24 protein-coding genes are annotated in these 25,648 nt (G+C 70.6%); 15 read left to right on the top strand and 9 right to left on the bottom strand.

The window, feature by feature from the left end; all coding sequences use genetic code 11:
* The first annotated feature begins 160 nt into the window (after positions 1–160).
* The 8 genes from ACLZN2_RS18010 (at position 161) to ACLZN2_RS18045 (ending at position 10,774) form a co-directional block, all read left to right on the top strand.
* Positions 161–3,928, top strand: a complete 3,768-nt coding sequence (locus ACLZN2_RS18010) for a nitrate- and nitrite sensing domain-containing protein (protein ID WP_416979491.1) — start codon at positions 161–163, stop codon at positions 3,926–3,928.
* 9 nt (positions 3,929–3,937) lie between these two features.
* Positions 3,938–4,351, top strand: coding sequence for a roadblock/LC7 domain-containing protein (locus ACLZN2_RS18015; RefSeq protein ID WP_003993189.1), 414 nt, complete (start codon positions 3,938–3,940; stop codon positions 4,349–4,351).
* 112 nt (positions 4,352–4,463) lie between these two features.
* A complete protein-coding gene (locus ACLZN2_RS18020) occupies positions 4,464–4,862 on the top strand; it encodes a DUF742 domain-containing protein (RefSeq protein ID WP_055633953.1) in 399 nt (132 codons plus the stop codon).
* Positions 4,843–5,418, top strand: coding sequence for a GTP-binding protein (locus ACLZN2_RS18025; RefSeq protein ID WP_030793795.1), 576 nt, complete (start codon positions 4,843–4,845; stop codon positions 5,416–5,418). The genes ACLZN2_RS18020 and ACLZN2_RS18025 overlap by 20 nt, the downstream gene beginning before the upstream one ends.
* A 374-nt stretch (positions 5,419–5,792) precedes the next feature.
* On the top strand, positions 5,793–9,104 hold the full coding sequence (locus ACLZN2_RS18030; protein ID WP_416979492.1) for a nitrate- and nitrite sensing domain-containing protein: 3,312 nt from the start codon (positions 5,793–5,795) through the stop codon (positions 9,102–9,104).
* Positions 9,105–9,114: 10 nt separating this feature from the next.
* Complete coding sequence (locus tag ACLZN2_RS18035; RefSeq protein WP_004983065.1) at positions 9,115–9,528, top strand: roadblock/LC7 domain-containing protein; 414 nt, start codon at positions 9,115–9,117, stop codon at positions 9,526–9,528.
* A gap of 96 nt (positions 9,529–9,624) precedes the next feature.
* On the top strand, positions 9,625–10,212 hold the full coding sequence (locus tag ACLZN2_RS18040) for a DUF742 domain-containing protein (protein ID WP_416979493.1): 588 nt from the start codon (positions 9,625–9,627) through the stop codon (positions 10,210–10,212).
* On the top strand, positions 10,193–10,774 hold the full coding sequence (locus ACLZN2_RS18045; RefSeq protein ID WP_416979494.1) for a GTP-binding protein: 582 nt from the start codon (positions 10,193–10,195) through the stop codon (positions 10,772–10,774). The genes ACLZN2_RS18040 and ACLZN2_RS18045 overlap by 20 nt, the downstream gene beginning before the upstream one ends.
* An 88-nt stretch (positions 10,775–10,862) precedes the next feature.
* Here ACLZN2_RS18045 and ACLZN2_RS18050 read toward each other — a convergent pair whose 3' ends face one another.
* The 3 genes from ACLZN2_RS18050 to ACLZN2_RS18060 all read right to left on the bottom strand — a co-directional run bounded on the left by ACLZN2_RS18050 (position 10,863) and on the right by ACLZN2_RS18060 (position 13,377).
* On the bottom strand, positions 10,863–11,366 hold the full coding sequence (locus ACLZN2_RS18050; RefSeq protein ID WP_416979495.1) for a hypothetical protein: 504 nt from the start codon (positions 11,364–11,366) through the stop codon (positions 10,863–10,865).
* A gap of 157 nt (positions 11,367–11,523) precedes the next feature.
* The gene (locus tag ACLZN2_RS18055; RefSeq protein WP_416979496.1) at positions 11,524–11,715 is read right to left on the bottom strand and encodes an acyl-CoA carboxylase subunit epsilon; all 192 of its coding nucleotides are present in this window, start codon (positions 11,713–11,715) and stop codon (positions 11,524–11,526) included.
* A 57-nt stretch (positions 11,716–11,772) separates the two neighbouring features.
* The gene (locus ACLZN2_RS18060) at positions 11,773–13,377 is read right to left on the bottom strand and encodes an acyl-CoA carboxylase subunit beta (protein WP_416979497.1); all 1,605 of its coding nucleotides are present in this window, start codon (positions 13,375–13,377) and stop codon (positions 11,773–11,775) included.
* 325 nt (positions 13,378–13,702) lie between these two features.
* On the opposite strand from ACLZN2_RS18060, the gene ACLZN2_RS18065 reads away from it, so the two are divergent.
* The 3 genes from ACLZN2_RS18065 (at position 13,703) to ACLZN2_RS18075 (ending at position 16,054) form a co-directional block, all read left to right on the top strand.
* Positions 13,703–14,305, top strand: a complete 603-nt coding sequence (locus ACLZN2_RS18065; protein WP_416979498.1) for a YceI family protein — start codon at positions 13,703–13,705, stop codon at positions 14,303–14,305.
* A 103-nt stretch (positions 14,306–14,408) separates the two neighbouring features.
* Positions 14,409–15,047, top strand: coding sequence for a hypothetical protein (locus ACLZN2_RS18070; protein ID WP_416979499.1), 639 nt, complete (start codon positions 14,409–14,411; stop codon positions 15,045–15,047).
* A 224-nt stretch (positions 15,048–15,271) separates the two neighbouring features.
* The gene (locus ACLZN2_RS18075; protein ID WP_416979500.1) at positions 15,272–16,054 is read left to right on the top strand and encodes a serine protease; all 783 of its coding nucleotides are present in this window, start codon (positions 15,272–15,274) and stop codon (positions 16,052–16,054) included.
* 103 nt (positions 16,055–16,157) lie between these two features.
* On the opposite strand, the gene ACLZN2_RS18080 is transcribed toward ACLZN2_RS18075, so the two are convergent.
* A complete protein-coding gene (locus ACLZN2_RS18080) occupies positions 16,158–17,498 on the bottom strand; it encodes a hypothetical protein (protein WP_416979501.1) in 1,341 nt (446 codons plus the stop codon).
* A complete protein-coding gene (locus ACLZN2_RS18085; protein ID WP_416979502.1) occupies positions 17,495–17,782 on the bottom strand; it encodes a hypothetical protein in 288 nt (95 codons plus the stop codon). The genes ACLZN2_RS18080 and ACLZN2_RS18085 overlap by 4 nt, the downstream gene beginning before the upstream one ends.
* On the opposite strand from ACLZN2_RS18085, the gene ACLZN2_RS18090 reads away from it, so the two are divergent.
* Positions 17,783–17,902 carry a transposase gene (locus tag ACLZN2_RS18090; RefSeq protein WP_416979503.1) on the top strand — a complete coding sequence of 40 codons (120 nt, stop codon included), beginning with the start codon at positions 17,783–17,785 and terminating at the stop codon, positions 17,900–17,902. It abuts the gene before it with no gap.
* A gap of 221 nt (positions 17,903–18,123) precedes the next feature.
* The gene (locus ACLZN2_RS18095; protein WP_416979564.1) at positions 18,124–18,729 is read left to right on the top strand and encodes a GOLPH3/VPS74 family protein; all 606 of its coding nucleotides are present in this window, start codon (positions 18,124–18,126) and stop codon (positions 18,727–18,729) included.
* An 18-nt stretch (positions 18,730–18,747) separates the two neighbouring features.
* On the opposite strand, the gene cimA is transcribed toward ACLZN2_RS18095, so the two are convergent.
* The 3 genes from cimA to ACLZN2_RS18110 form a co-directional block, all read right to left on the bottom strand.
* Positions 18,748–20,361 carry a citramalate synthase gene (gene cimA / locus ACLZN2_RS18100; protein WP_416979504.1) on the bottom strand — a complete coding sequence of 538 codons (1,614 nt, stop codon included), beginning with the start codon at positions 20,359–20,361 and terminating at the stop codon, positions 18,748–18,750.
* 421 nt (positions 20,362–20,782) lie between these two features.
* On the bottom strand, positions 20,783–21,871 hold the full coding sequence (locus tag ACLZN2_RS18105; RefSeq protein ID WP_416979505.1) for a branched-chain amino acid aminotransferase: 1,089 nt from the start codon (positions 21,869–21,871) through the stop codon (positions 20,783–20,785).
* Positions 21,872–22,119: 248 nt separating this feature from the next.
* On the bottom strand, positions 22,120–23,172 hold the full coding sequence (locus tag ACLZN2_RS18110) for a 3-isopropylmalate dehydrogenase (RefSeq protein WP_416979506.1): 1,053 nt from the start codon (positions 23,170–23,172) through the stop codon (positions 22,120–22,122).
* A 155-nt stretch (positions 23,173–23,327) separates the two neighbouring features.
* Between ACLZN2_RS18110 and ACLZN2_RS18115 the strand changes: the two genes are divergently transcribed.
* The gene (locus ACLZN2_RS18115) at positions 23,328–24,911 is read left to right on the top strand and encodes a purple acid phosphatase family protein (RefSeq protein ID WP_416979507.1); all 1,584 of its coding nucleotides are present in this window, start codon (positions 23,328–23,330) and stop codon (positions 24,909–24,911) included.
* A gap of 62 nt (positions 24,912–24,973) precedes the next feature.
* Here the strand turns inward: ACLZN2_RS18115 and ACLZN2_RS18120 are convergent, their stop codons facing one another.
* Positions 24,974–25,114, bottom strand: coding sequence for a hypothetical protein (locus ACLZN2_RS18120; protein WP_416979508.1), 141 nt, complete (start codon positions 25,112–25,114; stop codon positions 24,974–24,976).
* A 310-nt stretch (positions 25,115–25,424) separates the two neighbouring features.
* Here ACLZN2_RS18120 and ACLZN2_RS18125 point away from each other — a divergent pair, with 310 nt between their 5' ends.
* A complete protein-coding gene (locus ACLZN2_RS18125; protein ID WP_416979509.1) occupies positions 25,425–25,631 on the top strand; it encodes a DUF5988 family protein in 207 nt (68 codons plus the stop codon).
* The last annotated feature ends 17 nt before the right edge of the window (positions 25,632–25,648 follow it).

Consider the following 25,648-nt stretch of genomic DNA (forward strand, 5'->3'; position numbering starts at 1 on the left):
CGCACCGGGGCGCACAAGCGCCGTAGTGGCGGTTGGAAGGGGGAGCCAGCGCCGGTCACTCACGACCATTCGAGGGACGTAATTCAGGGCGTCCCCCAACACGCCGACACCGTCCTTCCGTTCACCCGGAAGGGCGCCTGGTCCAGAGGTTGCGACGCTAGTGCAGGGACGTTTCAAGAGGGATGGCAGTGCTTCGGCGGAGCCGGAGCCGCACGGCGGGACTGCCCCCAGCAATGGCAGCTCCTCGCCCCAGCACGCCCAGAACCCGGGCCCGGTCACGTCCGGCGACGGCGGTGAGCGCCCCGGGCGCCCCGGCGCGTCCGCGTCGCCGAGCTCCCTTCCCCCGACTCCGACGATCAAGCCGCCGGCCGGCCCCACCGGGCCCGGCCCCCGAATGGCGCTGCGCAACTGGCGCATCTCCACGCGTCTGGTGGCGCTGCTGACCCTGCCGGTGGTCGCGGCCACCACGATGGGCGCGCTGCGCATCAACACGTCGATGGACGACATCCAGCAGCTCGACAACATGAAGCTGCTGACGGACATGACCAAGCAGGCGACCGAGCTCGCCGTCGCCCTCCAGGAGGAGCGCGACCGCTCGGCCGGCCCGCTGTCGCACGGCACCAAGGCCACCGACTTCGGCATCAAGGGCTACCGGACCAAGTCGGACCGGGCCGTGACCGCCTTCCAGGACGCCTCCGAGGAGATCAACAGCGCCTCCAAGGACGGCAACCTCCAGGGTGTCCGCGACAGCCTCATCGGTCTGCTGGCCGACCTGCAGAACCTCCAGAAGATCCGCTCAACGGCGTACGCGGAGAAGGGCAACTCCTCCCAGACGGTCGACGCGTACCACCAGCTCATCACGAAGCTGCTCGACCTCTCGCAGGACATGGCCCAGGCCACGAGCAACCCGGAGATGATCCAGCGCACGCGTGCGCTGGCCGCCTTCTCCAACGCCAAGGAGTACGCCTCGGTCCAGCGCGCCGTCCTCTCGGCGGCGCTGCCCGCGAACAACACGACCTACGGCGAGCTCTCGAACACCGAGCGGCAGTACGCCAAGGCCGCGTTCGACAACGAGGACTCCGAGCTCTCCAGTTTCCGCAGCATCTACGGCGACGACAACGCCGAGGAACTGCTGAGCCCCATCGAGCAGGGCAACCCGGTCATCGAGGAGTCGGACACCTACGCCTCGCGTGCGTTCGCCTCCTCCTCCGGTCTGACCTCGCAGGACCAGCGGTCGTACCAGGACTGGATCGACGACGCGTCGACCAAGATCCGCCAGATGAACAACATCGAGCACACGCTGCTCGAGGACATGGAACAGAAGGCCCGCGAGCTGCGCTCCGACTCCGAGCGCGAGGCCATCATCAGCGGTGCCCTCATCCTGCTCGTCCTCGGTGTGTCGCTGGTCGGCGCCTTCGTCGTCGCCCGGTCCATGATCCGCTCGCTGCGCCGGCTGCAGGAGACCGCCACCAAGGTCGCCCAGGACCGTCTGCCCGAGCTGGTCAAGCAGCTGTCCGAGTCCGACCCGCAGGACGTCGACACCTCCGTGGAGTCGGTCGGTGTGCACTCCCGGGACGAGATCGGCCAGGTGGCCGCGGCCTTCGACGACGTGCACCGCGAGGCCGTCCGCCTCGCCGCCGAGCAGGCCCTTCTGCGGGGCAACGTCAACGCGATGTTCACCAACCTCTCGCGTCGCTCGCAGGGCCTCATCCAGCGTCAGCTCTCGCTCATCTCCGAACTGGAGTCCCGCGAGGCCGACCCGGACCAGCTCTCCTCGCTCTTCAAGCTCGACCACCTCGCCACCCGTATGCGCCGTAACGGTGAGAACCTCCTGGTCCTCGCGGGTGAAGAGCCCGGCCGCCGCTGGACCCGCCCGGTCCCGCTGGTCGACGTCCTGCGCGCCGCCGCCTCCGAGGTGGAGCAGTACGAGCGCATCGAGCTCGCCTCCGTGCCGTCCACCGAAGTGGCCGGCCGGGTCGTCAACGACCTCGTGCACCTCCTCGCCGAGCTGCTCGAGAACGCCACCTCGTTCTCCTCGCCGCAGACCAAGGTCAAGGTCACCGGTCACGCGCTGCCCGACGGCCGCGTGCTGATCGAGATCCACGACACCGGTATCGGTCTGTCCCCCGAGGACCTCGCCGCGATCAACGAGCGGCTCGCCTCGCCGCCCACCGTGGACGTCTCGGTCTCCCGCCGCATGGGCCTCTTCGTGGTCGGTCGGCTGTCCCAGCGCCACGGCATCCGGATCCAGCTGCGCCCGTCTGACTCCGGTGGTACGACCGCGCTGGTCATGCTGCCCGTGGATGTCGCCCAGGGCGGCAAGAAGCCCCAGCCCAAGCCCGGTCAGGGCGGCGCCGCCGGCGGTCCCGCCGCCGCGCAGGCCGCCGCGGGCGTCGCCGCCGCGCGACGCCAGAGCGGCCAGCAGGGCGGTGCGCTCGGCGCCGGTGCCCCGGCCGGGGGCGGTGCCCTCGGCGCGGGTCTCGGTTCCGGTCCCGGTGCGGGCGGCCGTCTCGCCGCCGGTCAGGGTCCGCGGGCCGCGCTGCCCGGCCGTGACGGCGGTGGCCGTCCCGGCGGCCAGCCCCCGCGCGGACCGCAGTCCCCCGTCCCGCCCCAGCAGGACCGTCCGGCCCCGGCCGGTGCGGGCGCCGGCTTCGGCGGCCAGGCGCCGGGTGCGCCGCAGGGGCTGCAGAGCGCCGGTACGAACGGCCAGGGCCAGGACTTCTTCGGCGGCGGACGTCCGCCGCAGCGCAAGAACAACGCCGAGCCGCGCGGCCGTCAGCCGCAGCTCCCGCCGCGCGGCGGCCCGCGCGCCGAGCTGCCCGGCGGCAACCCGCAGCCGCGCGTGACCAGCTGGGGCGACGAGAACGCCCAGCCGCCGGTGCCGCGCACCCCGCTGGACGCCCCGCGCGGTCACGAGGAGCCGGACGTCGCGCAGACCTCGCGCATGCCGCGCATCGACGACCGCCACGGTCCCGCCGCCACGGCGGAGATGCCGGCCATCCCGCGCGTCGACGAGCGACAGGGTCCGGCCGGGCCGGCCGACTTCGGCCGCGGCGGTGCGAACGGTCTGCAGGGCACGGGCCAGTTCCCCGCCGTGAGCCCCCAGGGCACAGGGCAGTTCCCCGCGGTGAGCCCGCAGGACACGGGCCAGTTCCAGCGCCCCGGCCAGAGCGACCGCCAGGGCGGCTTCACCCGCTCCGACGTCTTCGGCGCCCCGGGCGGGCAGAACGCCCCGGCGAACCCGAACCAGTTCGCTCCGCAGGCGTACGACAACGGCTCCACGGGCCAGTTCGCCACGCCGGGCTACGACGCGTCCTCCACCGGCCAGCACGCGCTGCCCGGCCGCCAGGACATGTCGTCGACGGGACAGTTCGAGCGTCCCCAGTTCAACGGGACCAACGGCTACGGCTCGCCGCGGCCCCAGGTTCCGCCGCGTCCCGCCCCCCGTCCCGAGCCGGAGGCCCTGCCGCCGGCCCCGGGTCCGGGCGACGGCCGCACCCCGCTGTACGACACGCTGGAGACCAACTGGTTCCACGGCGGTCCGCAGGCGGGCGGTCAGGCTCCGGCGCCGCAGGCACCGCAGCCGCAGGCTCCGGCCGCACCCCAGCGGCCCGCGGCGGGCGGCCCCTCGACCTCCTCGTGGCGTACCTCGCCGAACGACGAACTCGTCCGGCAGGCCGAGCGCGTCCGGCAGCCGGCCGCGGGCGGGGTCACCACCTCCGGTCTGCCGCGCCGGGTGCCCAGGGCGAACCTCGTCCCGGGCATGGCACAGCAACAACAGCACCAAACCGGTCCGCAGGTCTCGCGCGCGCCTGACGACGTGCGCGGACGGCTGACCAATCTTCGTCGGGGCATCGCGCAGGGTCGTCAGGCCGGCAACGGTCAGACCGGCAGTTTCCCGAGCCCCACTCACCAGCAGGAGCGTTAGTTGAGCCAGATGAGCCAGGCGGCACAGAACCTGAACTGGTTGATCACCAACTTCGTGGACAACACCCCCGGGGTGTCCCACACCGTCGTCGTGTCGGCCGACGGGCTCCTGCTCGCGATGTCCGAGGGTTTCCCGCGCGACCGTGCCGACCAGCTGGCGGCGGTCGCGTCGGGCCTCACCTCGCTCACGGCCGGTGCCTCCCGGATCTTCGAGGGCGGCAGCGTGGCACAGACGGTCGTCGAGATGGAGCGAGGATTCCTCTTCCTCATGTCCGTCTCGGACGGCTCTTCCCTGGCCGTGCTCGCACACCCAGAGTGCGACATCGGCCTCGTCGGCTACGAGATGGCGCTGCTGGTCGACCGCGCGGGCGCTGTCCTCACCCCGGACCTGCGCGCCGAGCTCCAGGGCAGTCTGCTCCACTGACCGACCCCGGCACCACCCACCTCACGAAATCACCGTCCGGCCGACACAATCCCCCCACCGGCCTCGACGGACGGCACGACTGACCGAGAATGCTGTCCCGCCCGGAGGACCCATGACCCCGCCCCCCGCCCATCATGATCCGTACGCGGAGCCGTACGGGGATGAGGGCGACCAGCCGCTGGTGCGTCCGTACGCGATGACCGGTGGCCGGACCCGGCCGCGCTATCAGCTCGCCATCGAGGCACTGATCAGCACCACGGCCGACCCGGCAGCACTGATGGGGCTGCTCCCGGAGCACCAGCGCATCTGCCACCTGTGCCGCGAGGTCAAGTCGGTCGCCGAGGTCTCGGCGCTGCTGGCCATGCCGCTGGGTGTGGCACGGATCCTGGTGGCTGACCTCGCCGAGGCCGGTCTGGTGGCCATCCACCAGCCGGGCGGCGACGAGAACAACGGCGGCGCTCCGGACGTGACGCTGCTCGAAAGGGTGCTCAGTGGACTTCGCAAGCTCTGACGGGGGCCGGGCCACCACTTCCGCGAAGATCGTGGTGGCGGGCGGCTTCGGCGTGGGCAAGACCACGTTCGTGGGCGCGGTCTCGGAGATCAACCCGCTGCGTACCGAGGCCGTCATGACGTCCGCGTCGGCGGGCATCGACGACCTCACCCACACCGGAGACAAGACCACCACCACGGTGGCCATGGACTTCGGCCGTATCACCCTGGACCAGGACCTGATCCTGTACCTGTTCGGTACACCGGGTCAGGACCGGTTCTGGTTCATGTGGGACGACCTGGTGCGCGGCGCGATCGGCGCCGTCGTGCTCGTGGACACCCGCCGTCTCGCCGACTGCTTCCCCGCGGTCGACTACTTCGAGAACTCCGGCCTGCCGTTCGTCGTCGCCCTCAACGGCTTCGACGGGCAGCAGCCGTACCAGCCCGAAGAGGTGCGCGAGGCGCTGCAGATCGGTCCGGACACCCCGATCATCACGACCGACGCGCGGCACCGCTCGGATGCGAAGAGCGCGCTGATCACGCTGGTCGAGCATGCGCTCATGGCCCGTTTGCGGTAACTTTCAAGTTCCCAGTTCCCTACGGCAGTTGTCGTAGACGCTTTGGAGCCGGCTGTGGCCTTTGACACGGTCGGCTCCGGTGTTCATAACGTTTCGGCAGAGGAATCCGGTGGCACCGCCACGCGTCGCGGTCACTCGGTCTCACTGTGCGCATGAAGGCCCCGTCTTTTGACGGGGCTCGCTCTTTTTGACCGTTTTATCTGGGGCTTACATCACTTCGAACCGGCGCTTCTCCATGTTTGGAATCGTGTAGGCCGTCGTGCTGGAATGCCTGAACTGCCCAATAGTCAATGACGTACTGATGGTCGATGGCTGACCGGGCTCTGAGACACTGCGGCACGGAAGGTGCCGACCGCCGAGAGGTTGTTGGTCGAGTGAGGCGAAGCAAGAAAAGTCCCGAGCCTGCGGCCCGGGGCAACTTCACGCCGCCGCCGCGCGGAGCGGCGCCCGCCCCTGTGCCCGGCTCGGAGCCGACGGCCGCACCCCCGAAGAGCGGTGGCCGTCTGTCCCCGCGCAACTGGCGGGTGCCGACGAGGCTGAACGCGATCCTGCTCATACCCGTGCTGGTCGGCCTGGTCATGGGCGGCTTCCAGGTGAAGGGCTCGATCGACACCTGGCAGGAGGCGCGCGACGCGGAGAAGGTCGCGAAGATCGTGGCCGCCGCCGGTGAGTACGCCGAGGCCCTCCTCAACGAGCGCGACCTGAGCGCCGAGCCGTTGCTGGAGAACAAGAAGGACGACTCCGTCGTCAAGCAGGCCCGGGCCCTCACCGACGAGAAGGCCACCGCCTTCCACCAGGAGACCGTCGGGATGCCCGACAAGGAGGGCCTCAAGCGCCGTCTGAACCTGGTGGAGGAGGCCGAGCCGACGCTGACAAAGATCCGCGCGGCGGCCTACACCAAGAAGATGGACCCGGTGCAGACCGAGGAGGGCTACGTCGCGGTCGAGCACCTGCTGATGGAGTTCTCCAACGAACTCGGCCTCGGCACGGGCAACATCACCGCCTACGGCCGTACGGTCTACGCGATCGCCCTCGCCAAGGGCGCGGCGTCCCTGCAGCGCGCGATCGGCACGCACCTGCTGGTGCGCCCGAGCCCGGACGAGGCCACGTACAAGTCGCAGCTCATCTCCTACACCTCGTACGCCTACCTGGAGCAGGTCGCCGTCCAGGAGTACGGCTCCGGTGGCACCACCCAGGACGCCGCGCGCCTCAACGAGGTCATGAAGGAGAAGCAGGCCGAGGGCGAGAAGGCTGCCGCCGACGCCAAGGCCAAGGCGGAGGCCGCGGGCAAGGAGTACACCGCGCCGCCGGCGATGACCGACATGATCAAGCTGATCGGCAGCGGTCAGACGCCGGCCCAGCTCGCCGCCCAGGGCGTCACCGCCCAGTCGTGGATGGCCGCCGCGACCCTGAAGTTCCAGGGCTACAGCGAGGTCGAGACCGAGCTCATCGACCGCGCGGTGGACGACGCCGGCGCGATCGCCTCCGACGCCCAGCGCGACGCGATCATCAACGCCTCGATCGTCATCATCGCCCTGCTGGCCGCGTTCATCATCGCGTCGCTCATGGCCCGCCAGATGAGCACCTCGATGCGCCAGCTGCGCAACGCCGCCTTCGGTATCGCCGAGCAGCGCCTGCCGATGCTGGTCGACCAGCTCTCGCGCACCGACCCCGGCCGCGTCGACACCCGTGTCCAGCCCATCCCGATCAACACCCGCGACGAGATCGGCGAAGTCGCCCGCGCCTTCGACCAGGTCCACCGCGAGGCCGTCCGGCTCGCCGCCGAGCAGGCCCTGCTGCGGGGCAACATCAACGCGATCTTCACCAACCTCTCGCGCCGCAACCAGTCGCTGATCGAGGGCCAGCTGACCCTGATCACGGACCTGGAGAACAACGAGGCCGACCCGGACCAGCTGGAGAACCTCTTCCGCCTGGACCACCTCGCGACCCGTATGCGCCGCAACGGCGAGAACCTCCTCGTCCTCGCCGGCGAGGAGCCCGGCCGCCGCTGGGACCAGCCGGTCCCGCTGGTCGACGTGCTGCGCGCCGCCTCCTCCGAGGTGGAGCAGTACGAGCGCATCGAGCTCTCCGGCGTCCCGGAGGCCGAGATCCACGGCCGCGCCGTGACCGACCTCGTGCACCTGCTGGCCGAGCTGCTGGAGAACGCCACCACGTTCTCCTCCCCGCAGACCAAGGTCCGCGTGACCGCGACCCGTCTGCCCGACGGCCGGGTCATGATCGAGATCCACGACAAGGGCATCGGCCTCACCGCCGAGGACTTCGCGGACATCAACCACAAGCTGGCCAACCCGCCGACCGTGGACGCCGCGATCTCGCAGCGCATGGGTCTGTTCGTGGTCGGCCGGCTGTCCGACCGGCACGGCATCCGCGTCCAGCTGCGCCCCTCGGGCGAGCAGGCCGGCACCACCTCGCTGGTCATGCTCCCGGACGCCATCACCCACGGTGGCGGCGGCGAGCAGCCCGACCGCGACGAGTTCACCGTCTCGCAGATCATCCCGGAGCAGCACCAGCTCCCGGGCGAGGACTTCAACACCGGCCTGCCGATGCGCACGGCCGCCGAGCTCGGCTTCGACGACAGCCGCTACGACGTCCCGGACGACCTGCGCGACCTGGACCCCGTGGGCCGCTCGCTGATGCGCGAGGAGCGCAAGGCGGCCCTGGAGTCCCAGGCCGGTGGGCCGCAGCAGACGCAGGAGATCCCCGCCTTCGCGGAGGGCTTCGACGGCACCCCGCAGCAGCCCGCGTACGACAACGGCTTCGACGCGGCCCCGACGGGCTACGACAGCGGCCGGACGGCGTTCGTGGACCAGCCGGGGACGTACGAAGGCGCGGACGGCCAGAACGGCCGTACGGCGTACGAGGAGCCGCAGCAGGCGCCGTACGAGGAGCAGCAGCGCCCTGCGTACGACGAGCAGTACTTCGCGCCGAACGAGCCGATGCCGCAGGGCGAATCCTTCTCGGCCCCGAACGGTGTGCCGCAGGGCAACGGTTTCGCGGCGGCGGGCGGCTACCCCGACCCGGCGTACGCGGAGCCGGTCCAGGAGGAGCGGGCGCCCGCGCACGCCACCGCGGCCGACGGCTACCAGACGTACGAGGAGAAGTCCTACCAGGACGACTGGCCGCAGCAGTCCGGTTACCAGAACGGCTACCCGGACCAGTACGCTCCGGAAGCGGAGTCCGCGCAGGCCGCTGACGCGAGTGAGCAGGACCGCGTAGGCTTCGACCGTCCGGGACCGGCCCCCTCCGCCGTCCACGAGCTGACCGACGCCGGGCTTCCCCGCCGCGGATCCACCGCGGCGAACGGTTCGAACGGCGCCGCACGGCCCGTGAACGCGGAAGCGCCGGCCACCACTTCGGAGAGCAACGGCGACAGCGGCTGGCGTTCGGCCAACGACGCGCGCTGGCAGCAGGCCTCGCAGCTCCGGAAGCCCAAGGCAGGCGGGGTCACCTCGTCCGGTCTGCCGCGGCGGGTGCCCAAGGCCAACCTGGTCGAGGGAGCCGCCGAAACCACCCCCCAGGGAGGTCCACAGATCTCCCGCGCTCCGGAGGACGTCCGGGGCAGGCTGAGCAACCTGCGCCGAGGCGTCCAACGCGGACGCAACGCAGGCAGTGAAACGAACGGCCAGGGCTTCGGTCCTGACAGCACCTACAACCAGGAGCGTTAGTGTGAGCCCGATGAGCCAGGCGGCACAGAACCTGAACTGGTTGATCACCAACTTCGTGGACAACACCCCGGGGGTGTCCCACACGGTGGTGGTCTCCGCCGACGGACTCCTTCTGGCGATGTCCGAAGGGTTTCCCCGCGACCGCGCCGATCAGCTGGCGGCCGTCGCCTCCGGGCTGACCTCGCTGACGGCGGGTGCCTCCCGCATCTTCGAGGGTGGCAGTGTGAACCAGACGGTCGTGGAGATGGAGCGGGGATTCCTGTTCATCATGTCCATTTCTGATGGTTCCTCGCTCGCGGTTCTCGCGCACCCCGAGGCGGACATCGGCCTCATTGGGTACGAAATGGCCCTTCTGGTGGACCGTGCCGGCACGGTTCTGACGCCCGACCTTCGTGCGGAGCTCCAAGGGAGCCTGCTCAACTGACAGTAGGACGGTGCGTTTTGGCGTCCCGAGGCCGTAGGGTTTCGGGACGCGGCTCCACAGTGATGGGTGCCCGGCACAGTCGGAGGAGGAGAGAAAGTGGCAACACCCCCAGGCGGTTCGAATTCGGGTAACTGGTCGTACGGTCCTCCCCAGGGCCCGGGCGACGGTTCCCAGAACCAGAACCGTTACAACTTCCCCTCCGCACCGAGCCAGCAGCGGCCGTACGCACCCCAGAGCCCGCAGGGCCCCGGGCCGTCGCCGTACGACCAGCCGTCGGCCCCGCGCATCCAGCCCGTGCAGCCGCAGCGCCGCACCCCCGAGCCCTCGCCCGCCGGGGCGTCGAACAACCCCCTGGTGCGTCCGTACGCCATGACCGGCGGCCGGACCCGCCCGCGCTACCAGCTCGCCATCGAGGCGCTGGTGCACACCACTGCGCAGCCGCATCAGATGCAGGGCCAGCTGCCCGAGCATCAGCGGATCTGCAACCTGTGCCGTGAGATCAAGTCGGTGGCCGAGATCTCGGCCCTCCTGACCATCCCTCTCGGCGTGGCCAGGATCCTCGTCGCCGACTTGGCGGAGGCGGGACTGGTCGCCATCCATCAGCCCGGCGGCGACGAGAACGCCGGCGGCCAGCCAGACGTGACACTGCTCGAAAGGGTGCTCAGTGGACTTCGCAAGCTCTAGCGGCGGTCCTTCCCGCTCCACCACCTCGGCGAAGATCGTGGTGGCGGGTGGCTTCGGCGTGGGCAAGACCACGTTCGTCGGGGCCGTCTCGGAGATCAACCCGCTGCGTACCGAGGCCGTCATGACGTCCGCGTCGGCGGGCATCGACGACCTCACCCACACCGGGGACAAGACCACCACCACGGTGGCCATGGACTTCGGCCGTATCACCCTGGACCAGGACCTGATCCTCTACCTGTTCGGCACGCCCGGCCAGGACCGGTTCTGGTTCATGTGGGACGACCTGGTGCGCGGCGCGATCGGCGCGATCGTCCTGGTGGACACCCGCCGTCTCGCCGACTGCTTCCCCGCGGTCGACTACTTCGAGAACAGCGGTCTGCCGTTCGTGATCGCCCTCAACGGCTTCGACGGCCAGCAGCCGTACCAGCCCGAGGAGGTGCGCGAGGCCCTGCAGATCGGCCCCGACGCGCCGATCATCACGACGGACGCCCGGCACCGCGCGGACGCCAAGTCGGCGCTCATCACGCTCGTCGAGCACGCGCTGATGGCCCGTCTGCGGTAGGTCTCCGACTCGGAGCGACATGAGAACGGCCCCTGTGCCCTCCCTGAGGGGGCGCAGGGGCCGTTCTCGTGTCCTGCGGTCCCGTCGTCTAGCCCGCGGCTCTCAGGAGGGCCTGTACGGAGCCCATGCCGTACTTGTCCTCGGTGCTGGAGAGTTCGGCGACCTCCAGCAGCAGCGGGCGGATGTCGACCCCGGCCGCCCGCGCCTCGGCGCACAGGTCGTGCAGGGTGAGCAGTTCGTCCCGGGTGTCGTGGCCCTGGTCCCGGGCGGACAGATGGAGCAGCTCCTGCCGGAATCCCTCGACCGTGTGCTCGTACGGCAGGTTCGTGGCCCAGCGGAACGAGGAGCACCGCTCCAGCAGGGCGCGCACGGCGGTTCGGTCCTCGTCGTCACCGTGCTCGTACCGCGCGAGCAGTTCGCGCAGGGCGGCCTCGGCCTCCGCCCGGACGCCCGCCTCGTCCAGTGGCCGCGGCCTCTCACGTATCCGGGTCACCCAGTCGGGGTCGGTGGTGTCCACGGGCCGGTTCGCGATCGGTCTGAGCCGGGCGTCGATCCGCGCGACTTCGTCCACGAGCACCGTCGGCAGCCCCATGTTCCTCCCCTCCGCACTTTCCCCTCCCCATCTTTCCCCCGCCGCAACGGCGGGAAGCGAGACGGCGGATTCCGGCGGTGCCGAACCGGCCGCACGCAGAAGGGCCCCCTCCGGGAGGGGGCCCTTCTCGGCGTATCGGCGGCCGAAGCGGCGCAGCCTACCGCCAGCTGTGGGGGGCGCGGAAGCCGCCCTCGCGCTCCAGGCGGCGCCAGCCCGCCTTGCGGTGGGGGCGGTGGGCGGTGGGCTCGGAGGTGCGGGCGGCGGCGCGGGCCAGCAGGATCGCCGTGATGGCGGCGACTTCCTCGGGCTCGGCGTTGCCCTTCTCGACGCGGATGTCGGGAGTGTTCATGGGTGTCAGTCTCCGTGAGAGAGGTTTCCGCAGAGGTATCGGGGAGAGTCCGCCGGGTTACTGCGGGGGGTTGCCGTGCTTGCGCGACGGCAGGTCGGCGTGCTTGGACTGGAGCATCGCGAGCGACTTGACGAGAACCTCGCGGGTCTCGGCCGGGTCGATGACGTCGTCGACCAGACCGCGCTCGGCCGCGTAGTACGGGTGCATCAGCTCGGCCTTGTACTCCTTGACCATGCGGGCCCGCATGGCCTCGGGGTCCTCGGCCTCACCGATCTGACGCCGGAAGATGACGTTGGCGGCACCCTCGGCACCCATCACGGCGATCTCGTTGGTCGGCCAGGCGTAGGTGAGGTCGGCACCGATGGACTGGCTGTCCATGACGATGTAGGCACCTCCGTACGCCTTGCGCAGGATCAGCGAGATCCGGGGCACGGTCGCGTTGCAGTAGGCGTAGAGGAGCTTCGCGCCGTGGCGGATGATTCCACCGTGCTCCTGGTCGACGCCGGGGAGGAAGCCGGGTACGTCCAGAAGAGTGAGGATCGGGATGTTGAACGCGTCGCACATCTGGACGAAGCGCGCGGCCTTTTCCGAGGCCTCGATGTCCAGGACGCCCGCCAGCGACTGCGGCTGGTTGGCGACGATGCCGACAACCTGTCCGTCGAGGCGGGCCAGGGCGCAGATGATGTTGCGCGCCCAGCGCTCGTGGACCTCCAGGTACTCGCCGTCGTCGACGATCTCCTCGATGACCTTGGTCATGTCGTACGGCCGGTTGCCGTCGGCCGGGACCAGGTCGAGCAGGACGTCGCCGCGGCGGTCGGCCGGGTCACTGGACTCGACGCGCGGCGGGTTCTCGCGGTTGTTCTGCGGCAGCAGCGACAGGAGGTAGCGCACCTCCGCGATGCAGGTCTCCTCGTCGTCGTACGCGAAGTGGCAGACGCCGGAGGTCTCGGCGTGCACGTCGGCGCCGCCGAGGCCGTTCTGGGTGATCTCCTCACCGGTGACCGCCTTGACGACGTCCGGGCCGGTGATGAACATCTGCGAGGTCTCGCGGACCATGAAGACGAAGTCCGTCAGGGCGGGGCTGTAGGCCGCGCCGCCCGCGCAGGGACCGAGCATCACGGAGATCTGCGGGATGACCCCGGAGGCCCTGGTGTTGCGCTGGAAGATGCCGCCGTAGCCGGCGAGCGCGGAGACGCCTTCCTGGATGCGGGCGCCGGCGCCGTCGTTGAGCGACACCAGCGGGGCACCGGCCGCGATGGCCATGTCCATGATCTTGTGGATCTTCGTGGCGTGGGCCTCGCCCAGCGCGCCGCCGAAGATACGGAAGTCATGGGCGTAGACGAAGACCGTACGGCCCTCCACCGTGCCCCAGCCGGTGATCACACCGTCCGTGTACGGCTTCTTGGCCTCCAGGCCGAAACCGACGGCGCGGTGCCGGCGCAGCTGCTCGACCTCCTGGAAGGAACCCGGGTCCAGGAGCAGCTCGATGCGCTCCCGAGCGGTCAGCTTGCCCTTGGCGTGCTGCGCCTGGGTCGCCTTCTCGCTCGGGCCGGCCAGCGCCTGCGCACGGATCCCGTGCAGCTCGGCCACGCGCCCGCGAGCGTCCGTGGGCTCCGAGGGCACCACGTCCGGTTCGCCCGTCGTCTCTTCCAAAACGGTCATGTAGCGACCTTACGAAGCCCGCCAAGGAAAGCGAGACGTCGACTCCGTACAGTCCTCGGAGCGTTTTCCTGGTACCACCGAACAGAACCATGGGGGCATGCAGCCGTTCTGACTGCTCAGGAGGCGTGTGGCTTGTAGGGGTCGAACAAAGGCGGAAGGTGAGACCCGCTTCACATCCGGGTGGGCGGCGCGCCGTGGGGCGTCGGCCGTGGGAGTGACGCGGCGAGCCTAACGGGGTCGGCGGCGGAATAGGTCCGGGGTTGCCCGCGTTGACCTCGTTGAAGATTCAACATGAAGGATCTTCCCGTCCCCAAGGAGGCACGTCATGGGCATCTTCGGCCGCAAGGACAGCGTCGAGACCACCGCCGCGACCGCGGTGACGCCGGACCTGGCCGCACTGACCGGCGACTACTCGCTCGACCCGGCGCACTCGACGATCGGCTTCGTCGCCCGGCACGCGATGGTCACGAACGTCAAGGGCAAGTTCAACGACTTCACCGGTTCGCTGCACCTGGACGGCACCGACCCGTCCCGGTCCACCGCCTCCCTCGACGTCAAGATGGAGAGCATAGACACCGGGTCCGCCGACCGTGACGGCCACCTGAAGAGCTCGGACTTCTTCAAGATCGACGAGTTCCCGACGATGACCTTCCGCTCCACCTCCGCCGAGGCCCTGGGCGGCGACGACTACCGCATCACCGGCGATCTGAGCATCCTCGGCGTGACCAAGTCGATCACCATCGACCTGGAGTTCAACGGCTCCGCGAAGGACCCGTTCGGCAACGAGCGCGTCGGATTCGAGGGCAAGGCGGAGATCCTGCGCTCCGAGTGGGGCCTGACCTGGAACGCGGCGCTGGAGACCGGGGGCGTTCTGGTCTCGGACAAGATAAAGCTGAACTTCGACATCTCGGCGATCAAGAACGCGTGACCTGACGTCCGAGACAGGACGGAAAACTTCAGAAAACACCAGATAGCGGCCGGAAGCGGAATGCTCCCGGCCGCTGCCTGTGATCTGTGCCACAGTCACGGCCATGAGCACCAGGACCGGACCCCAGCACTACCCGGGCGCGAACCGCGACCACTGGTACCAGAGCACGTTCGGCGGTGACCGGATGGAGGTCAACGCCGTCGTTCTCCACACCACCGAGGGCCGTTCACTGCCCGGCTACCAGGGCGGCGCGAGCGCGCCGAACCTCACCGCGGTGCCGGACTTCGGCGCCAAACGGCTGCGGTGGTACCAGCACTTCGACATCGACATCTCCTCGCGCGCGCTGGTCAATCTGCGCGGCGGGGTGGAGACGAACACCCTGAACGTCTGCCAGGTGGAACTCGTCGGCACCTGCGACCCCAAGCGCCACACCAAGTGGGGCACGAGCGAACCGGCCCACATCTACTGGCCCAAGGCGCCCGAGTGGGCGCTGCGGGGCGTGGCGCAGTATCTGGCGTGGATGCACATCCACCACGACGTGCCGTTGCGCGGGCCTGCGCTGTGGCCGCCGTATCCGACGTCCTTCGGGAACGAGAGCGGACAGCGGATGAGCTTCCAGCGATGGAACGCGTTCCGGGGGGTGTGCGGGCACATGCACGTCCCGGAGAACACGCACGGGGATCCCGGGGCGATCAACTTCGAACTACTGCTGGACTTCGCCAGGTCGGCGGCGGAGGACTGACGGAGACCCACCGGTCGCCCCCGCAGAGCCGGGGGCGACCGGTGCGGGTGTCTGGCTGAATTGCCCCCCTTGTGCGGGGGCTCAGCGGATTCACATAATCCAGGAGCGGATTTGACCTGCCCATGCCAGCGCATGGGTGTTTCTTTGCGTTGAGGCATGACATGTGCACGTCAGAGCTGCAGGGAAGTGCAACCAGTCTCTCCACCCCCCACGGAGGCAGCACCATGAAGAAGCTCCTCACCGCTCTCAAGAGACTCGCGGCCGTCGGCGCCACCGCGCTCGCCGTGGCGAGCCTTCAGCCCGTCTCGGCCGCGCAGGCCGCCCCCTCCCCCGTCGTCGGCGGAACCCGCGCCGCGCAGGGCGAGTTCCCGTTCATGGTCCGGCTCTCCATGGGCTGCGGCGGCGCGCTCTACACCCAGCAGATCGTGCTGACCGCCGCGCACTGCGTCAGCGGGACCGGCGCCAACACGAGCATCACGGCCACCGCCGGTGTCGTGGACCTGCAGTCCACCAGCGGCCGGGTCCAGGTGCGGTCCACGTACGTCTACCGGGCGCCCGGCTACAACGGCAACGGCAAGGACTGGGCGCTCATCAAGCTCGCCCAGCCCATCAACCTGCCGACCCTGAAGATCGCCACGACCACGCAGTACAACACCGGCACCTTCACCGTCGCCGGCTGGGGCTCCGCGACCGAGGGCGGCGCCCAGCAGCGGTACCTGCTCAAGGCGACCGTGCCGTTCGTCAGCGACGCGACCTGCCGGACGTACAGCGGCTACAGCGGGCTGGTCGCGAGCGACGAGATCTGCGCCGGGTACGCCTCCGGCGGCGTCGACACCTGCCAGGGCGACTCCGGCGGCCCGATGTTCCGCCGGGACTCCGCCAACGCGTGGATCCAGGTCGGCATCGTGAGCTGGGGCATCGGCTGCGCCCGGCCCAACGCCCCCGGCGTCTACTCCGAGGTGTCCACCTTCGCCTCGGCGATCGCCTCGGCGGCCGCCTCTCTCTGACCTCTGAGGCGGCTCGCGTTCGCGCAGGGGCCGGATCCGATGCCGCCAGGTGTCGGGTCCGGCCCCTTCTCAGAAGCCGCCCCTTCTCAGAAACCGCCGCCTCTCAGAAACCGCCGCCGAAGTCCCCTCCCCCGCCGAAGTCCCCGCCTCCGAAGCCGCCGCCGAAGTCGCCCGTGTCGAAGTCGGCGCCCGAGACGTCGCCGCCCTCGTAACCGGCGCCGCCGAAGTCGCCGTACCCCGAGCCGTAGTCGGTCGCGTAGGAGGGGGTGGCCATCAGGCTGCCGAGCATGGTGCCGACGAGGAGGCCGGGCAGGAGGCCGCCGCCGAAGTAGCCGCCGGCCCAGGGGCCGTAGGCGGGGCCGGCCTCCCAGTAGGGGCGGCGCCCGTGGTCGCCGTCCACCTCGCGGATCACCGGATCACGCCCGTCGGCCAGCCGGGTGGCGTCCGCCGCGCAGACCGGCACCTCGCGCGGCGCGCCGCCGGGCGGGGTCCAGGCGGCGTCGGTGGTGGAGGGGCCGTGGCGGGGGTCGAAGAAGCAGGGCGGGCGGCGTTCGGGCAGGGGCCGCCGCTCGCGGCGGGCGGCCAGCCGGGTGAGGGAGAAGCGGCCGTCCTCCAGGGCCTCGGTGACGGCACGGACGTCCTCCGGCCGGTGCGCCGCGGCCATCGCAGACTTCGCCCGGTCGTAGGCGTCCAGCGCACGTTCGTAGTCGGCGCGCATCGCGTCGTCGGCGCCCGGCTCGGCGGGGTGGAAGTCCAGGCGGTCCAGCGCCTCGCCGAAGGCGGTGATGTCCTCGTCGACCACCACCCGCAGCTTCTCCAGGGCCGCCCGCCGCTCCTCCTCGTGCCTGCGGCGGTTGCGGCGGACCAGGGTGTACGCGCCCGCGCCGCCCGCGACGAGCACCACCCCCGCGGTGACCAGGGCGCCCGTGGAGACCCCGCCCCCGCCGTCGGACGAACCCCAGCTCGCGGGTGCCGCGCCGCCCATGTCGGCCAAAGCCCGGTCGGTGAAGGCGCCCAGCTGGGTGGCCGCGTCGGGCTCGTCCTGGACACTGGCCACCAGGTTCCGCACGGCCGTACGGGGCAGGACGGCCGAGTCGGCGCGGGCGTCGAAGCGGTCGCCGAGGCGGATCGCGTACAGGCCGGTGACACCGGTGGCCGTACGCAAGTCGGTGAACAGACGGTCGGTCGGGTAGTCGGCCGGCAGGACGGCGACGAACAGCGGTTTGTCCGCGTCCTTGATCTGCCGCCGCAGGGAGTCCGCGTCCGCCGCGGAGAGCTGGGCGGACGCGGCCGGGTCGACGTAGACCGGGCTCGCGCGCAGGGTGTCGGCGATCCTCGACACGCTGGTCTCGGCCGCCGCCCGCGGTGCGAGCACGGTCAGGAGCGCCAGCGCCAGCGCCGCCAGCAGGACCGGGAGGCTTCGGGGCCGTACGACACCCTTCATATGTCGATCGTATAGCGAAACCGCCCGAAGCCTCCCAAACAGGCCCAGCAGTTCCTCCACGCCTGGAAGCAGGTCTTCAGCACCGCCTGGGCGGCCTGCGCGGGCAGCACGCCGAGCCAGTCCAGCTCCCTGCGGCCCTGGCGGATGACCGCGTCGGCCGCCGCCAGGGTCCGCTTCGCCTTCGCGAGCATCGTCCACCAGTCGTGCAGCAGGTTCCAGGTGGTGCGCGCCGCATGCCCTTGTGCGTCCAGGACCGCCGCCTGCGCCAGGAGTTCGAACCCCACGTGCGCCGCTATCTGTGGGGCGGGCGCTTCTGGTCCGGCTCCTACCTCGCCGCCTCCTGCGGCGGAGCACCCCTCACGGTCGTCAAGCAGTACATCCGGCAGCAACAACGCCCGACCTGACCACGCCGCACACCCCGGCTCCGCCGGGAAGCAGCCCCGACGCTCCGCGTCGCCCCGTGGACAGACCGGACACTGGGTCGGCCCGCGCCGCCACAACCGGATCGACTACACCCCCGCCGTAAACGGCGGAGCACCGCCGATGACCCGTCAAGACGTCCCGTTTTCGCGTGCCCCGGGCCGGTGACGGAGGGATCATGGGGGCAACCGACCTGGAGTCCGCCATGACCACTGCGCGCGATCTGCTGCTCGTCTCCCTCGGCGTCCCGTCCGCCCGGCCCGTCGAGCGGGGTGATCTCTCCCTGGCCCTTGCGGGGGCCGAGTTGGCCGATCTGCTCGCCGCCGAGGCGGTCACCCTGGACGACGACCGCATCGTGCCCGGGCTGCCGCCCGCCACGGACGACCGGCTGCTGGCCGAGGCCGGGGAGGCCCTCGTCCGGCAGCCGCCGCACGAGTCGGTCGAGGACTGGCTGTGGCGCCGGGGGAACGGGCTGGCGCAGGCCTACGCCGACGAGTTGGAGGCGGAGGAACGGGCCGGCCGGCCCCGACACCGGCTGCTGGCGCCGCGGAACGGCCACGAGGTCGCCGCCGAGGCGCCGGACCGGGCCCGCGCGGCCGAGCGCTGGGCCGCCCACGAGCCCGTCCTCGCCTCGTTCGCCGCCGCCCTGGGCATCCCCGAGGGAGCGGCGGACGAGCCGCCGCTCCCGGCCGACGAGGCGGTCGTGACCGTACTCGCCGCCGTCAATGGGGCGTTGACCGAGCTGGAGGCCGTACGGCAGCGGCGGCGCGTGGAGGACGCGGCCTTCGACAACGTGTGGCGAGGATTCTGAGGCTCTGGCGCCGACCGCCTACTCGGCCGGTTGCACGCCCGCCCGCAGCAGGCCGTACGTGTACGCGTCCTCCAGGGCCTGCCAGGAGGCCGCGATGACGTTCTCCGCGACGCCGACCGTGGACCACTCCCCCGTCCCGTCGGTCGTGGAGATCAGGACGCGGGTGGTGGACTCGGTGCCGTGGACGCCCTCGAGGATGCGGACCTTGTAGTCGACCAGGTCGAGCTTGGCCAGCTGGGGGTAGATCTTCTCCAGCGCGACCCGCAGGGCCCGGTCGAGGGCGTTCACCGGGCCGTTGCCCTCGGCGGTGGCGACGATCCGCTCGCCCTTGGCCCACAGCTTCACCGTGGCCTCGTTGGCGTGGGTGCCGTCGGGGCGGTCCTCGACGATGGCCCGCCAGGACTCGGTCTCGAAGTAGCGCAGCGGCTTGCCGCCCTGCACCTCGGTGCGCAGCAGGAGTTCGAAGCTCGCGTCGGCGGCCTCGTAGGTGTAGCCCTTGAGCTCGCGCTCCTTGACCCGCTCGACGACCCGGCCGACCAGCTCGCGGTCGCCGCCGAGGTCGACGCCGAGTTCCTTGCCCTTGAGCTCGACCGAGGCCCGGCCCGCCATGTCGGAGACCAGCATGCGCATGGTGTTGCCGACCTGCTCGGGGTCGATGTGCTGGTACAGGTCCGGGTCGACCTTGATGGCCGAGGCGTGCAGCCCCGCCTTGTGGGCGAAGGCGGAGACACCGACGTACGGCTGGTGGGTGGAGGGCGTGAGGTTGACGACCTCGGCGATGGCGTGGGAGATGCGGGTCATCTCGCGCAGCCGGCCCTCGGGGAGGACCTTCTTGCCGTACTTCAGCTCCAGGGCGGCGACGACGGGGAAGAGGTTGGCGTTGCCGACGCGCTCGCCGTAGCCGTTCGCGGTGCACTGGACGTGGGTGGCGCCCGCGTCCACGGCGGCGAGGGTGTTGGCGACCGCGCAGCCGGTGTCGTCCTGGGCGTGGATGCCGAGGCGGGCGCCGGTGTCGGCGAGGACGGTGGAGACGACCGCCTGGACCTGGGCGGGGAGCATGCCGCCGTTGGTGTCGCAGAGGATGACGACGTCGGCGCCGGCCTCCGAGGCGGCGCGGACGACCGCCTTGGCGTACTCGGGGTTGGCGCGGTAGCCGTCGAAGAAGTGCTCGCAGTCGACGAAGACCCGGCGGCCCTGGTCCTTGAGGAAGGACACGGTGTCGCGGACCATCTCCAGGTTCTCGTCGAGGGTGGTGCGCAGGGCCAGCTCGACATGCCGGTCGTGGGATTTGGCGACGAGCGTGATGACCCCGGCCCCGGAGTCCAGGAGGGCCTTGACCTGCGGGTCCTCGGAGGCCTTCGCGCCCGCGCGGCGGGTGGCGCCGAAGGCGACCAGCTGGGCGTGGCGGAAGTCGATCTCCTGCTGGGCGCGGGCGAAGAACTCGGTGTCGCGCGGGTTGGCACCGGGCCAGCCGCCCTCGATGAAGCCGACGCCGAAGTCGTCCAGGTGCCGTGCGATCGCGAGCTTGTCGGCGACGGTGAGGTTGATGCCCTCACGCTGGGCGCCGTCGCGCAGGGTGGTGTCGAAGACGTGGAACGAGTCGTCGAGCTCGCTGGTTGCCGTCTCGGTCATGGTCTCAAGGCTCCTGTTGTGGATCTTCGGTCTTACCGGAATGACCGGCTCCACCGTCCCCATGGTCCCTCGTGCTCTCGCTCCCGGCTGTGGGTGGGCCAGAAAAGCGAAAAACCTCTCGCGGGTGCGAGAGGTCTGCGCGCGGGTCGAGGACGACGGTGGCCACCCGTACCTGGTCGTACGTGGCGGTCACTGCGGACCGGCGCGCCTGCTGCCAATAATCGTGGCGAACGAGAGCACGGGGGCAGTCTGGCACAAGCCGGACCTTCGTGAACCGGGCGTCTCAGGATGCGAGCAGCGAGCGTCGGCGAGAAATCCGAGAACCCTCGTACGGTGCGGTACGCGGCAGGGCCGCCCCCGCGATCGGGAGCGGCCCTTGAAGGAGGGGGTGCGTGACTCAGCCCGGCAAGGGTGCGGTGGCTCAGCCCAGCGGGTGCATCCAGCCGTGCTGGTCCTCGGCCGTGCCGCGCTGGATGTCCAGCAGGGCCTGACGGAGCTTCAGGGTGACCTCACCGGGCTCGCCGCCCGACTGCTGCCACTCGGTGCCGGTGCGCTTGACCGTGCCGACCGGGGTGATGACGGCGGCGGTGCCGCAGGCGAAGACCTCGGTCAGGTTGCCGTTCTCGGAGTCGCGCTGCCACTGGTCGACGGAGATGCGGCCCTCCTCGGCCTCGTAGCCGAGGTCGCGGGCGACGGTGAGGAGGGAGTCACGGGTGACGCCCTCCAGGATGGAGCCGGTCAGCGAGGGCGTGATGATCTTGTTGCCGTAGACGAAGTACAGGTTCATGCCGCCGAGTTCCTCGACCCACTTCCGCTCGACCGCGTCGAGGTAGCAGACCTGGGCGCAGCCCTGTGCGGCGGCCTCGGCCTGGGCGAGGAGGGAGGCGGCGTAGTTGCCGCCGGTCTTGGCGTCGCCCATGCCGCCGGGGACGGCGCGGACGTGGTCCTCGGAGACCCAGATGGAGACCGGCTGCACGCCGCCCGGGAAGTAGGCGCCGGCCGGGGAGGCGATGACGAGGAAGAGGTACTCGTTGGCCGGCTTCACACCGAGCCCGACCTCGGTCGCGATCATGAAGGGGCGCAGGTAGAGGGAGTCCTCGCCGCCGTGCGCGGGGACCCAGTCCTTGTCCTGGGCGACCAGGACGTCACAGGCCTCGATGAAGGTCTCGACCGGAAGCTCGGGCATGGCGAGGCGGCGGGCGGAGGCCTGGAACCGCTTGGCGTTCCTGTCCGGGCGGAAGGTGGCGACGGAGCCGTCGGGGCGGCGGTAGGCCTTCAGGCCCTCGAAGATCTCCTGGGCGTAGTGCAGGACGGTGGTCGCCGGGTCGAGCGGGATCGGCGCGTACGGGACGAGCTGGCCGTCGTGCCAGCCGCGGCCCTCGGTCCACTTGATCGTCACCATGTGGTCGGTGAAGTGGCGGCCGAACCCTGGGTTCGCCAGGACCGCCTCGCGCTCGGCGGCGGCGGTGGGGCTGGCGGAGGGCTTGAGCTCGATCGTGGGCGTCGTCATGAGTGGTTGTCCTTCACCGGTTGTAGTGACGGGCCGCGCTCACGCCTGTACGGCCGGTGGCCAGTAGTAGGACGTCCGAGCATTGCCTCATTCCGCGGCTCCGCGTTCGATTATCGCAAGCGGGGAGGGCGGAAGAAAACGGCGTGAATGCGACCCGGGGCTGATGGTTTCACCCGGCGGGGACATACGGAAGCCGCCGGGTGCGGATGCGACCCGGCGGCTTCGAAAGATCTCGAGTGGCGGCGGGGTCAGCCGGCTACTCGTACGGACAGCGCGTCGCCGATCTCGGACGTGCTGCGGGCGGGCTTGCCGGTGCGCTCCGAAAGGTCGGCGGCGACGGCCTCGTCGATGCGCGCGGCCTCGGTCTCGAAGCCGAGGTGGCGCAGGAGGAGGGCGACGGACAGGACCGTGGCGGTGGGGTCGGCCTTGCCCTGGCCGGCGATGTCGGGGGCCGAGCCGTGCACGGGCTCGAACATCGACGGGAACTCACCGCCAGGGTTGATGTTGCCGGAGGCCGCGACACCGATGCCGCCGGAGACGGCCGCGGCGAGGTCGGTGATGATGTCGCCGAAGAGGTTGTCGGTGACGATGACGTCGAACCGGCCCGGGTCGGTGACCAGGTAGATGGTGGCCGCGTCGACATGGATGTAGTCGGTGGTGACCTCGGGGAACTCCGCGGCGACCTTGGTGAAGATGTTCGTCCACAGGTGACCGGCGAAGGCCAGCACGTTGTTCTTGTGGACGAGGGTGAGCTTCTTGCGCGGGCGGGCCTGGGCGCGAGCGAAGGCGTCCCGCACGACACGCTCGACACCGAACGCGGTGTTCACCGAGACCTCGGTGGCGACCTCGTGCTCGGTGCCCTTGCGGATGGTGCCGCCGTTGCCGGTGTACGGACCCTCGGTGCCCTCGCGGACGACGACGAAGTCGATGGCCGGCTCGCCCTTGAGGGGGGTGTCGACGCCGGGCAGCAGCTTCGAGGGCCGCAGGTTGACGTGGTGGTCGAAGGCGAAGCGGAGCTTGAGCAGGAAGCCGCGTTCCAGGACGCCGGACGGCACCGACGGGTCGCCGATCGCGCCGAGCAGGATCGCGTCGTGCTGCTTGAGCGCGTCGAGGTCGGCGTCGGTGAGGGTCTCACCGGTGGCGTGGTAGCGCCTGGCGCCGAAGTCGTACTCCTTGGTCTCCAGCTTCACATCCTGCGGAAGGACGGCGGAGAGGACCTTCAGGCCTTCGGCCACGACCTCCTGGCCGATGCCGTCACCGGGAATCACTGCGAGATTGAGGCTGCGAGAACTTGCCGACATGAACAGCACCGTACTCCTGGTCCCATGGAATGACACGCCTGGTCCGCCATACGGACACCCGGACGGGCGAGGGCGGGCCGAGGGCGGGTTTCCCTTCGGACGGCGTTCACCCGTACGCAGGACGGGCGTTGGGAGAACAGGGAAGCTTCGGACGCATGGAGACACCGGATGTCGGCATTCCGCCCCGGCTCGCCCGCGGGATGTGCATGGCGGAGCAGTACGAGTACCTGCGCACGAAGCTCACCAGGCGCCGCACGCTGGTGTCCGCGGGGGCGATGGCGGTGGCGGCGGGCGGGTTGCTGACGGGATGCGGGAACGACTCCCCCGGCACGAAGACATCGGCGACGCCCTCCACCCCCACACCCTCCGCGCCGAGTTCCACCGGGCGCTCCTCGGCCGTCCCCTTCGGCCGCCATCTCGCCTTCGGCGCGGACCCGCGCACCGGGATGCGGATCTCCTGGCAGGTACCGGCCGCCGTGCGGGAGCCGTACGTCCGGATCGGCACCCGCCCCGACGACCTGGGCGGCAAGGTGAAGGCCGAGGTGCGCGCGCTGCACACGCCGGGCGTGGAGGGCGTGCGCAAGGCGCTCGACCAGTACTACGTGCACGCCTCGGTGACCGACCTGCTGCCCGGGACGACGTACTACTACGGCGTCGGTCACGACGGCTTCGACCCGGCCGACGCCGATCACCGCGCCACGGTCACCTCGTTCCGTACGGCACCGGCGGGCGCCGGGCGGTTCGTGTTCACCGCGTTCGGCGACCAGGGCGTGGGCAGGTCGGCCGCCGCGATCGACCGGCTGCTGCTGAAGGCGGCCCCCGCCTTCCATCTCCACGCGGGTGACATCTGCTACGCCGACGGGACCGGCCGGGGCCTGAAGACGGACGGCTACGACCCGACGGCCTGGGACGCCTTCCTGAAGCAGAGCGAGCCGGTGGCGCGGTCGGTGCCGTGGATGGTGACGACCGGCAACCACGACATGGAGGCCTGGTACTCCCCCGACGGCTACGGCGGCCAGTTGGCCCGCTTCTCCCTCCCGGACACCGGCTTCGACCCGCGCACCGCCCCGGGCGTGTACACGTTCACCTACGGCAACGTGGGCGTGGTGGCGCTGGACGCGAACGACGTGTCGTACGAGATCCCCGCGAACCTGGGTTACTCGCAGGGCCGGCAGACGGCGTGGCTGGAGCGGACGCTGCGCACCCTGCGCGCCGACGAGAACGTCGATTTCGTCGTCGTCTTCTTCCACCACTGCGCCTACTCGACCTCGGCGCACGCCTCGGACGGTGGGGTGCGCGCGGAGTGGCAGCCGCTGTTCGACCGGTACCAGGTGGACCTGGTGGTCAACGGGCACAACCACGTCTACGAGCGGACGGACGCCCTGAAGGGCGGACGGGTGGGCCGGACGGTCCCGGTCGGCGGGTCCACGGATCCGAGGCGGGACGGGACCGTGTACGTCACGGCGGGCGGCGGCGGCCGTGATCTGTACGGCTTCCCGGCGGACGCGCCGGAGAGCTACGAGGGGCATGTCCGCGACCGCGACGCGGTGGACTCCTTCCACTGGACGCGCTCGCGCGAGAACGCGGCGGAGACCGTGGAGTGGTCGCGGGTGCGCTACCGGGGCTTCTCGTTCCTGTCGGTGGAGGCGACGGGTGGGCCTTCGGCGCGGCTGACGGTGTCGGCGCTCGCGGAGGACGGCCGGCGCATCGACCGGTTCGAGGTGCGGCGCGGGGCCTGAAGTCCCGTTCAGGGCCCGCGCCGCGCCCCGTGCGGGTGCGGCTCCCGGACTGCGGGGTGTGCCTACAGGTTGCCGTGGCCGGTCTCGCCGCCGTTGTCGCGGCGGTCGAGGGCGCGCTGGAGGGCGGCGGCGGCCTGCTTGCGGTCGGACTCGCTCGCGGGGGAGGTGTGGCGGACTCGGCGGCGGACGGTCGTCTCGGCCATGGAGAATCGACTCCTTCGAAAGAGCAGGGAGTGCGGAAGGGGTTACGAGACGCCGGGGCGGGGAGCTGCGGGCCACAGGGGTTGCCTGCGCGGGGCCCGGCTCACGACCGCCATTCGCTTGATCGAGCGAGACGTTCGGCTCCTACAAAGTTAAGCGAGGAGCGCGCGACTGTCTGCACAATTACTCGGACTTCCTACTATCTGAGACGCCGGATCGGGTCACACCGGTCTGACCTGCGGTGATCGCCCACACGGCTGATCCTGGGCGCGGGAGGCGACACCGTCTTCCGGCAGCGGGAACGGTGACGTCATGAATGACACGGCCAAAGTGGTTCTCGAGGGCGGTCCGCACGACCTCATCGAACGGATCGTCCCGGTCCCGGCCCCCGGCAGCGATGTGAAGATCGAGTTCCGTAACGGGTACGAGCACTTCAGGGCGACCGCGCGGCACTCGGACACCCCGGAGGGCAGGCTGCCGGTGTACGAGTGGTGGGAGCGGACGGAGATGCCCGGTTAGGGCAGCACCACCCGCTC

Origin of the sequence: Streptomyces sp. T028, from assembly GCF_048159505.1 — a bacterium.
Classification (GTDB): domain Bacteria; phylum Actinomycetota; class Actinomycetes; order Streptomycetales; family Streptomycetaceae; genus Streptomyces.